Origin of the sequence: Pseudoalteromonas sp., assembly GCF_041629635.1 — a bacterium.
Lineage (GTDB): Bacteria > Pseudomonadota > Gammaproteobacteria > Enterobacterales > Alteromonadaceae > Pseudoalteromonas.
This window is the reverse complement of the sequence record NZ_JBFKMX010000149.1, coordinates 1-8,420: the sequence shown is the minus strand read 5'-3', so window position 1 is coordinate 8,420 and position 8,420 is coordinate 1. Positions and strand designations below refer to the sequence as shown.

Sequence of the window (8,420 nt, the reverse complement as noted above, 5' to 3'; positions counted from 1 at the left end):
TTGCTGCTGCATTTGTGGCGGCTGCTGCTGTGGTGCTTGCTGCTGCATTTGTGGCGGCTGCTGCTGTGGTGCTTGCTGCTGCATTTGTGGCGGCTGCTGCTGTGGTGCTTGCTGCTGCATTTGTGGCGGCTGCTGCTGTGGCTGCTGGTTCTGGCCTTTGTCGAACACTGAACACATAATAGTAGCTCGTTGCGCGTTGCCTTCTTGAATTGCTAGAGCGTTCTGCTTAGCTAATACACCTGAAAGGGATATACTAGGATCTAGAATTACATATTCTTTGCCGCTCTGTGATACGCCGATAGCGCCGATTTTTGTAAACTCGGCCTTTTCTTCATTGCCTTTCATGTATTTGCCTGTTACCGCTACAATGTCTTTCATTTTTTATCTCCTAGTTATTTGAATTTGTCTTGGTTTTTCTTGGCTCTCGCAGGGTCCAGAAAGTTGTCGGTTTACCTCGATACTTATCAAGGTCTACATCGTACAATTCTGGAATGTTTTTGTAGTTAACGTTGCCTTTTCGTGTTGTTCTTGAAATAGTGCAGCCGTTAATTTTGGTCGGCCTGTCGCCGCATAGCTCGACAATATCGCGGAATTTTAAATCATAGGCGTTTTTAAGCTCTGCCTGCTGGCGCTTTATTTCGCGCAATTCTTCAAGCATATCAGTTAAACCTTCGATTTTTTCACCGTCAATATAATCGCGGTCTGTTAGCGCTGGGATTTCAAAATTATTAATACAGTTAAAGTAATCATTCCAGGCTTTTACCAGCTTTTTAATATCCGAATCTTTTACCTTAAAAAGCATCGGCTTTGCTGTTTTTGTGTCTGGGTCGTATGCATAAAGCATAGCTTCACTAACACCCATAACAGCGCATTGGTGGGTTAACTGCCAATGATATATCTCTAGACCGTTATTCCAGATAGCGCCACCCTCTTTAGTGGTTTTAATCTCTAGAATAGCGAGCTTTTTAGCTGGGTCGAACCCGTCAAGACTAGCGGCAAAGTTTTTGTATAACTCAGACTCAGCCAGCAAAGGCTTATAGTCTGCATCAAAAAACCGATTTGCGTGCTGCAATGCCTCGTCCTCGAACTCATGACCGCGCTGCATTGCTTTATTGTAAAAAGGCTTTTCAGCTTGGCCGGTAGCAATTAAATACATTTCATACGGCGTATGAGGAAAGTATTTTGATTCACCCATAACGCTTGGGCTTTGGCTTGCTGTTGCCTTGCCCTCGCGCCAAGCCAACCACTCTGGCGTGTTTTGTTCTAAATCAATAATTTTATACATTTTGTTCCCCTTGCTTCTTTTTTAACTGGTTAAGAATCTGGTTTAATTGCTGAGAATTTAACTGATTCAAGCTTTTTGCCGAACCTCCGGATATATAGCTAACAGCTTTCGATAAATCAGCGCCGATAAAGTTAGCTAGCGAATTAATATCATCAATCAATTGTTGACTAGTGTCGTTATCCTCTGGCGACTTGCTATCAGCATCCTTGTTGTCATCAATACAAAACAGCCCATTTAGCGCGTACTTGCGAGCGTATGAGCTAGCTGCACCTGTTATCTGGCTATCGTCCATGCCTTTTTTCGTTAATGCTTCGCGTGCATAAGCTGTATTAGTTAAAACATTAACGCCGTCTGTGATTGTTGCGGTTGCTTTAATATAGAATCGATCGCCAGCAACAACAATATCATCTGCAACTGTTACAACAAGATCGCCCTTCACTTTTTTGAGCGCCTCTAAAATATCCTCACAATTGCGGTATGAGTAGTTACCAAACTTGTTAAATTGGTTTTTTGGTGCGTGTAGCTCGTTTTGTATCTTTGCCACTTTCGCGTAAAAAGCTACAGCTTGTTCTGCCATAACCTCATGTTCGTGTTGCGCTTGACTCATAAATCCCCCTTACTGGATTTTTAGTTTAAATTCTTGCAGCTCTGGAATATAAACGCCGTTTTCTTCAACGTAAGCGTCTAGGTAATCCGCAAAATCATTGATTAAGTAGTGAAAGGTTGACCTACTGTCTCTAGCGCTTCCAATAATAACTTGGCAAGCTGCAAGCATTGAACAGTTATCATCCAGCTGCAAAACCTCAAGCAACAATTTCGCGTTTTCATTTGATACAATTTCGTCAAATAAATTATAACTAGCTCGGTCTAATGCCTCGCTGTAGTCGATAGATGGTAGTTCGATAGTTTTCATGTTTTCCCCTTATTTCAAACTTGAGCCACGAATATAACACAGCCTTTTTTACTTGTAAAGCATTTCTTTACTAAATAATGGTCAACTGGGCTTAAGCTAGGCTAGGCATTGAACCGTGGCCGCGCTGCTGGCTGCTGAGCAATAGATTTTATTCTCTCCACCTCGTTATAGTCTGCTTCAACAAAACGCTGATGATGTCCTTGGAATACTGCGTAACAAGTACCAGTTTTGCCGCCTCGGTTTTTAGTTACTATTAACTCCGAAATATATTGCCACGGCGATTCCTCGTTATACTTTCTATCCTGGTAAACCATCACAATCTTATCTGCGTCTTGCTCTATCTGGCCGGAATCCCTTAAATCTGAATTGATAGGTCTTTTATCTGCGCGTTTCTCGCACTCTCTCGATAACTGCGATAAAACGATAACAGGACAGCCTAATTCTTTTCCTAGATTCTTTAGGGTCTTTGAAACTTCGCCAGTCTCGGCTACTGCGTTAAAACCTTTCATTTTGATTAATTGGAGGTAGTCAACCATCAAGTACCCAACTTTGCCATACTTGGCCTTGGCTCTGAGTGCTGATGCCCTTATATGCTGGATTGTCTGGTTAGGTGAATCATCAATGTAAAGATTTTTACCGTTCAACCTGCCAATGCCATTAGTAACCAATCCCCACTGTGTGGTGTCCATTCTGCCAGACATAATTGCGCCATAATCCGCAACGCCTGCACTAGCAATCATTCGCTCTGCTAACTCTTCCTCAGTCATTTCTAGGCTATGAATCATCCCGTAGTCGTCAACATTGTTTTCGGCAATGTTTAAAGCTAGTGCTGTTTTACCCATAGAAGGACGGCCAGCAATGATAACTAAGTCGCCAGCTCTCAACCCCATGAAAAGTTCATCTAGTGAAGCAATGCCAGTTGCTAAGCCGTCAAGCTTATTATCAAGCTGTGTGCGTCTTTCCAGGTTATTAACAGCTTTCTTGATAGCGTTGGTTATTGGGTTGTATCCGCGCTTCTCGTTCTCGCTTTCTTGTATCTTGAGAATATCCAACTCTAAAGCTTGTGTAAGCTCGTCTATCGAATTATTTTGGTCTTGCAATGCCATTGTATAAGCTTGCAGCTTTTCGGTCAGTCTAGCCCGTTTCTGCTTCGTTTTGATCTGCTTTGCGTAGCTACTTACTGCCGAAACTGTATTAAATGCGCTTTGCTGGCGTTCTATGATGTTTGAAACATCAATCTTGGTTGTTTCTGCAATAGTAAAAGCGTCAATCGGTTGATCTGTTCTGTGTCGCTCGATAATGTCTTTATAGATTTTGCGATTCTGATAGTCGCTAAAATCTTCCATGCTTAAAATATCGGCTACATCGTCAATCATTGACGGATCAGAAATTATAGAGCCTAAGATTGTGTTTTCTTCGTGTAGTGTGTTTTCCATGTTATTCCCCTTTGTTAGTTACGCCATTCTTCTGCGTTTAGAATTGAAGTCATAGCCTTTCTTTCGAACGGTGTAAACGGATTTCCGCTTTTTAGGTTATGTAATGAATATTCGGCTTCTCTGTTTATTAAGTCGAATAAATCATTAACTTCGTTTTTAAATTCTTCTTCTGTGTGTTTTTTGAAGTAGTCTTTGTTGAATAGTTTTTCAAATGTGATTTTTGCATATTTTTTTGAACCAGAGCCACCATTAGGAAACTCTCTTTTTAGATTCAATGTCTCTGTCCAGATAAAATCAAATGCCTTGTCAACCAAATCCTTTTCTTTAGTTTTATTGGGTGATTCTATAATGGTAGATTCTATAGCCCTATTTTGGGCTAGCTTAGGTAGTCCGTTTTCGGGCTTGCTTTCTGGTAAAATTGGGCTAGCTTCATTGTTAAGTGGGTCCATTTTTGGGCTACCTTCCCTTGTTGAATTAACCATCACCTTGTAAACCTTAACTGATAGCGTTTTGCCAACTCTTTTACCAGTGTCTGACACAAGGCCAGCATCTATAAGTTTTTTAATATTTGCCTTTATTGTTTTTATATTTAAGCAAGTGTCTTTTTCTAATCTCTTCTGGCTCGGGTAGCAAGTAAAATCCTCCCCGCACCTATCAGCTAGAGATAGAAGTATTATTTTTTGAGTGGCTGGCAAATTTTGCTTCCAAGCCCATATAGTGGCATCCAAGCTCATGACTCACCCCCTTCAACGCCTTTGAGTCTATAGAAGTTTTGCAGCATACTATAATCAAATGACCTTGGGTCTATATTTAAAATTGAAGTTGGCTCTGAATCAACCAGTGTTAGATCTCTTTTTTTAAGATAGATACTGGCGCTGCAAATCATTTCTTCATCGCTGCATAGTGGATATATAAGGCACTCATCGGGAAATTCCGCCCTGCCTGGCTGCAATATATTTTCTATTGGTTTTAGTCTGTCCATTAAAACAGATTCATTTATTTCTAATACCTCCCTTCTTGAATCCTTGCATCGGTCATAAAAGTCATCAAAACCCAGGCTTGACACTAAAAACAAATCAACCTTATCAGCAGCCCTGTAAGCGCCAGTTAGGTGCGTGGCGAGCCTGCTAGATAAGTTCTGACTTTGGCCAACGTAGTAGCACTTTTCATCTTTGTATATAGCGTATAATCCGGCAAACTTATAGGTGCTGCTCGCAGCAGAATCATCTAAAAGGTTTAAGGCATTATTTAATTTAAAATAGAATTCTTTTGAATCTCTTGGTCGAGAATAGGAAGTGATCATTTTGATTTCTCCAGTTTGTTAGTCCAGAAAATTAATATTGCGGCTACCACTTCTGGAATAGTGGATTTAGGTCAAGTAGCTACTCAAGACCATAGCCGCATCTGTAAATTTAAAACAGTGTTGCTATTATGTCAATAATAAGAGTATAATTACCTTGACTCCCAAGTATTCCCCTTAATGCCTCCTTGGCATACCTTAAAGCCCCTTAATTGGGGCTTATTTTTAGCTTCCACAATAGCCAGAATCGCAACCAAATAAATCTAGCTGATCCCTTTTTCTGGGCGTGATGGCCCAATCTACGACCGCCCTTATACCGACCGCTCCCTTATGCCGCTTTGGTCTAAACATTACGCGCGGATTTCCTTTTGAATTCACTCCCAATTCACCCTCTATCCTTTCTATGTGTATTATTCTTTCCTCGTCTAGCATTCTCAAATCATTTATATTTGCATGAACACAGGGGAAACATTCTTTGGATCTATGCTCTAAAGGTGTAAAGCCAGCCTGGCTTAATAAATCGTTCCTAGAGTACTCGTTAAAATTAACCAAAGGAGCGTAAAGTTCCCTCCCTCCGTGTTTCTCGCTTGAGTCTGTCCACTTGGGAAAAGTGCGGCGGTTAGCGCTTTCCTCTCTTCTTACTCCTACCATACATATCGACTCCTTTTCCGGGTCATTTTCGTCCAGCCAAGCTAAGGCTGGCTTAACTTTTAACTCTGCAGTACAAAAAGCAGCTCCGCCGCCCATGGGCCAGCCTTTTTTACGCTTAACTAGCGCCTCCATCCCTTCGCTTTTTGTTCTTGCAACATCAAAGCCGTAAGACTTGGCTAGTGATTCGCCTTTTTCTACGCGGTCAATCCACCAATCTGCAGACCACCCAGTATCGGAATATAGAACGCAAACATTCTTTAAGCCTTCATTTTTTGCAAACTGTATTAATGCTATAGAATCATTGCCGTAGCTGGCAAAAATAACATAATCATACCTGCTCATAGTTTACCCCTTTAGTAATCAAAACAATTAAGGTTATCACATAGTGTTTCGCAAACACTGTTTAAAACCTGCTCGAAATCGTCTGGTTTAAGCTCTAAGCTGTTTTTAACTAGAAAACGATTAATCGAGTTACTAACAAATAAATCGCTAATGCTGTGCTTTTCAGCGACATGGTATAGTTCTTTGTAGTAATCGCTTTCCCGATAAAGCGCATTAACCTTTTCGGCCTCTGTTGGTTCGCCAAAGATTTCACTTGGTAAGTGTGTTGTATTAATCATAATCCCACCTCTATCCCGTCAATTAAACCCATACTAGCCGCCAGGAAGAAAATAAATAAACAGCAGCCCGCAATCATTCGTAACCAATCTAAAATTTGCTTTTTCATCAATAAGCCCTCTTGAGTCTGTTTTTAAGTAACTGTTCAACATTGTGGCGTAGCTGAATATTAGCCGCTCGGCGTGCTGTGCCTTCTTTGGCTGCTTCGTTTGCCTCTTGTTTATACTCAGCTACAAAAGTGCTGTTATAGTCGCTCTTAAGTTGAAACCAGGCGTTTTCTATATGCCTTACCTGCTGTAGCTGCTGGCGAATAAACTCAATATCGTGATTAACGCAGTAAAAATCAAAGCCGTAAATGTTGTAACGGTAGTTTGGCTTTGTGAATCTGTGCGTATTATCTGGTAGGCCGCTAATCATTTTATTTCCCCTTTGGTTTTCGGTTTGGTTCTTGTTTAGTCCAGCGGTGCGAACAGCTAAAACATTCGTAAGTCACTGGGTTTTTTGTTGCGTCTTTCATGCTTGGGCATTTGCATAACGGGCATGGGTAGGGGGCGTTATTTTTTATCACTTAAAATCTCCCGCGCTTCTGCGAATGTTATGTTTAACTCGGCTGCTAGCTTTTTAACTTCTGCTAAAGAGTCAATTTTGCGCCTAGCATCTACATTGTGGTTTTGGTCAAGCTCTTTTAGCACGTCTTTTTTATTAGCTCGAAATCGGAAGTGGTCGTTGATATAGTTCATCCCCTTAACTCCTCTTTATTTAGTCGCTTGATGCACAGAGATGATAGAAGAAGCTACAATTGCCAGAAATATAACCAAATCGCTAGGCTTTTCTCCGCTTACATATTTAACACAAGCAAGTGTCGCTATAGTTGTTGCGGCTAAATAGGCTGAAAAAAGCAATACTCGCTGTAATTCTTTAAAAAAAGTCATGGCTACCCCCTTTATTTTTTAGTTAACTTGATTGGTTGAGAAATTAAGTAAATCTTTTTGCCGTCTTCCATAACATATTTCTGGCCGCTTCTTAGCCAGTCGTTTAGAAGTTGAGCGTATACTTTCAGCTTGTACGAAATTTTTAAGCTGTCTTTTTCTAGCTTTTGGAAAGTGTAGGCGCGTAGAAAGTCCACGCGCTTACCTTCGAAGTGAATTTTAATGTATTCGTTCAGTGGCGTTATTTTCATGATTACCCTTAGTTGTTGATATAAGGGTAATCTTTACATAACTATTTGGCTGTGTCAAGTTTGTTTTAAGGGGTGTAAAACCATTAATGGTTCCTTTGTTTATATTAGTTTTTAGGCATAGGTTTGTTCTTGATAAATTACTACCAGCTACTATTAGGTTTTATCGCCATGCGCCATAAGTCACCATTGACAAATTTACAGATTCTATACTTAACCCTGTACTAGCTCCATCTAATTGTTGACCTGTGTTAAAAACCCTCCAAGCAGTGCCAGTTAAGACGGTTGGTCTGTAGTAATTATCGACGCATACTCTGCTGCCACCCCCGCTTACAGCGGTTCTGCCTATGATATTCATACTAGAGCCATCTATGCTTACAAACGTGTCAGGTTGCGTTGGCATGGTAAGTTGGGAAGAAAAAGCTCCGCTAGCCACTGTACCAGTATCTACACTTGTGTTTATAAAAGTCAGCATCCTTCCGTCTGCAAATCTTTGTGATATTCCATTAGCATTAGAGGTTATTTTAAAAGCTCCGTTCCCGGAGTCAAAAAATATCATACCGGCAGTATCGAATGAGTTAGTGTAAGCTACGTTTGATTCCGCTATAACTTGTGCCTCTGAACCTGCTACCCCTTCAATCGTATTGCTAGCAGCGACAGTAATTACACCGCCTATATCTACATTTAAATTGTCTGCCGAAGTTGTTGTTGAACTGGTTGTTCCTACAGCATACAGGTTTGCGTTAGCTATAGATCGCATTGCGTTTGAAACGCAGTTTAAAGCAGAGCCGTTTGCGAAACTAACTTGGGAACAATTTTCTGCCTCAACTCCTTTGTCTGCTGCGCCATCTACATTTGCTTCGTCCATTGTCACAACAGCTCTGCGCGCTATCAGGCCGCTGGCTCCTGAGTTTTGAGCAGAGCCGCCTCTAAACTCTAAAGTAGACGACCTAGAGGCATAAACAGCGGCACTAGTTAGATCGTCTGTACTACAACAATTGTTTGCTGTGGCACTTCTAAAGTTTCCGTTCGATGCTTGC

General features: G+C 41.1%; 14 protein-coding genes. All 14 read right to left on the bottom strand.

Going from position 1 to position 8,420, the window contains the following annotated elements; genetic code table 11:
* A partial coding sequence (locus ABYD77_RS16090; RefSeq protein ID WP_372771130.1) for a hypothetical protein occupies positions 1 to 378 on the bottom strand: 378 nt, incomplete at its 3' end.
* 10 nt (positions 379 to 388) lie between these two features.
* Entirely contained in the window at positions 389 to 1,285 is an 897-nt protein-coding gene (locus tag ABYD77_RS16085) for a lambda-exonuclease family protein (protein WP_372771129.1), read from the bottom strand.
* Positions 1,278 to 1,892: an ERF family protein gene (locus tag ABYD77_RS16080; RefSeq protein WP_372771128.1), complete on the bottom strand. Its 615-nt coding sequence runs from the start codon at positions 1,890 to 1,892 to the stop codon at positions 1,278 to 1,280. The genes ABYD77_RS16085 and ABYD77_RS16080 overlap by 8 nt, the downstream gene beginning before the upstream one ends.
* 9 nt (positions 1,893 to 1,901) lie before the next feature.
* Complete coding sequence (locus ABYD77_RS16075) at positions 1,902 to 2,198, bottom strand: hypothetical protein (protein ID WP_372771127.1); 297 nt, start codon at positions 2,196 to 2,198, stop codon at positions 1,902 to 1,904.
* A gap of 101 nt (positions 2,199 to 2,299) precedes the next feature.
* Positions 2,300 to 3,634 (bottom strand): replicative DNA helicase, encoded by a 1,335-nt coding sequence (locus ABYD77_RS16070; protein WP_372771126.1) that lies wholly within the window; start codon positions 3,632 to 3,634, stop codon positions 2,300 to 2,302.
* A 14-nt stretch (positions 3,635 to 3,648) separates the two neighbouring features.
* Positions 3,649 to 4,368: a helix-turn-helix domain-containing protein gene (locus tag ABYD77_RS16065; protein WP_372771125.1), complete on the bottom strand. Its 720-nt coding sequence runs from the start codon at positions 4,366 to 4,368 to the stop codon at positions 3,649 to 3,651.
* Positions 4,365 to 4,937 (bottom strand): GIY-YIG nuclease family protein, encoded by a 573-nt coding sequence (locus ABYD77_RS16060; protein WP_372771124.1) that lies wholly within the window; start codon positions 4,935 to 4,937, stop codon positions 4,365 to 4,367. Before ABYD77_RS16060 ends, ABYD77_RS16065 begins: the two co-directional genes overlap by 4 nt.
* Before the next feature lie 222 nt (positions 4,938 to 5,159).
* Complete coding sequence (locus tag ABYD77_RS16055) at positions 5,160 to 5,927, bottom strand: phosphoadenosine phosphosulfate reductase family protein (protein ID WP_372771123.1); 768 nt, start codon at positions 5,925 to 5,927, stop codon at positions 5,160 to 5,162.
* An 11-nt stretch (positions 5,928 to 5,938) separates the two neighbouring features.
* Positions 5,939 to 6,205, bottom strand: coding sequence for a hypothetical protein (locus ABYD77_RS16050; protein ID WP_372771122.1), 267 nt, complete (start codon positions 6,203 to 6,205; stop codon positions 5,939 to 5,941).
* Positions 6,206 to 6,311: 106 nt separating this feature from the next.
* Positions 6,312 to 6,620 (bottom strand): hypothetical protein, encoded by a 309-nt coding sequence (locus ABYD77_RS16045; RefSeq protein ID WP_372771121.1) that lies wholly within the window; start codon positions 6,618 to 6,620, stop codon positions 6,312 to 6,314.
* A 137-nt stretch (positions 6,621 to 6,757) separates the two neighbouring features.
* Entirely contained in the window at positions 6,758 to 6,943 is a 186-nt protein-coding gene (locus ABYD77_RS16040; protein ID WP_372771120.1) for a hypothetical protein, read from the bottom strand.
* Positions 6,944 to 6,958: 15 nt separating this feature from the next.
* Positions 6,959 to 7,135, bottom strand: coding sequence for a hypothetical protein (locus ABYD77_RS16035; RefSeq protein WP_372771119.1), 177 nt, complete (start codon positions 7,133 to 7,135; stop codon positions 6,959 to 6,961).
* Between the two features lie 11 nt (positions 7,136 to 7,146).
* Positions 7,147 to 7,383 carry a hypothetical protein gene (locus tag ABYD77_RS16030; RefSeq protein WP_372771118.1) on the bottom strand — a complete coding sequence of 79 codons (237 nt, stop codon included), beginning with the start codon at positions 7,381 to 7,383 and terminating at the stop codon, positions 7,147 to 7,149.
* Positions 7,384 to 7,543: 160 nt separating this feature from the next.
* Positions 7,544 to 8,420, bottom strand: an 877-nt coding sequence (locus ABYD77_RS16025; RefSeq protein WP_372771117.1) for a hypothetical protein, incomplete at its 5' end; no start/stop codon positions are given.

Excerpts from the sequence above, each read along its gene's own strand:
- ABYD77_RS16060 (WP_372771124.1), bottom strand. The coding sequence starts at position 4,937 with ATGATCACTTCCTATTCTCGACCAAGAGATTCAAAAGAATTCTATTTT.
- ABYD77_RS16045 (WP_372771121.1), bottom strand. The coding sequence starts at position 6,620 with ATGATTAGCGGCCTACCAGATAATACGCACAGATTCACAAAGCCAAAC.
- ABYD77_RS16080 (WP_372771128.1), bottom strand. The coding sequence starts at position 1,892 with ATGAGTCAAGCGCAACACGAACATGAGGTTATGGCAGAACAAGCTGTA.
- ABYD77_RS16075 (WP_372771127.1), bottom strand. The coding sequence starts at position 2,198 with ATGAAAACTATCGAACTACCATCTATCGACTACAGCGAGGCATTAGAC.
- ABYD77_RS16030 (WP_372771118.1), bottom strand. The coding sequence starts at position 7,383 with ATGAAAATAACGCCACTGAACGAATACATTAAAATTCACTTCGAAGGT.
- ABYD77_RS16035 (WP_372771119.1), bottom strand. The coding sequence starts at position 7,135 with ATGACTTTTTTTAAAGAATTACAGCGAGTATTGCTTTTTTCAGCCTAT.
- ABYD77_RS16085 (WP_372771129.1), bottom strand. The coding sequence starts at position 1,285 with ATGTATAAAATTATTGATTTAGAACAAAACACGCCAGAGTGGTTGGCT.
- ABYD77_RS16065 (WP_372771125.1), bottom strand. The coding sequence starts at position 4,368 with ATGAGCTTGGATGCCACTATATGGGCTTGGAAGCAAAATTTGCCAGCC.
- ABYD77_RS16070 (WP_372771126.1), bottom strand. The coding sequence starts at position 3,634 with ATGGAAAACACACTACACGAAGAAAACACAATCTTAGGCTCTATAATT.
- ABYD77_RS16055 (WP_372771123.1), bottom strand. The coding sequence starts at position 5,927 with ATGAGCAGGTATGATTATGTTATTTTTGCCAGCTACGGCAATGATTCT.
- ABYD77_RS16040 (WP_372771120.1), bottom strand. The coding sequence starts at position 6,943 with ATGAACTATATCAACGACCACTTCCGATTTCGAGCTAATAAAAAAGAC.
- ABYD77_RS16050 (WP_372771122.1), bottom strand. The coding sequence starts at position 6,205 with ATGATTAATACAACACACTTACCAAGTGAAATCTTTGGCGAACCAACA.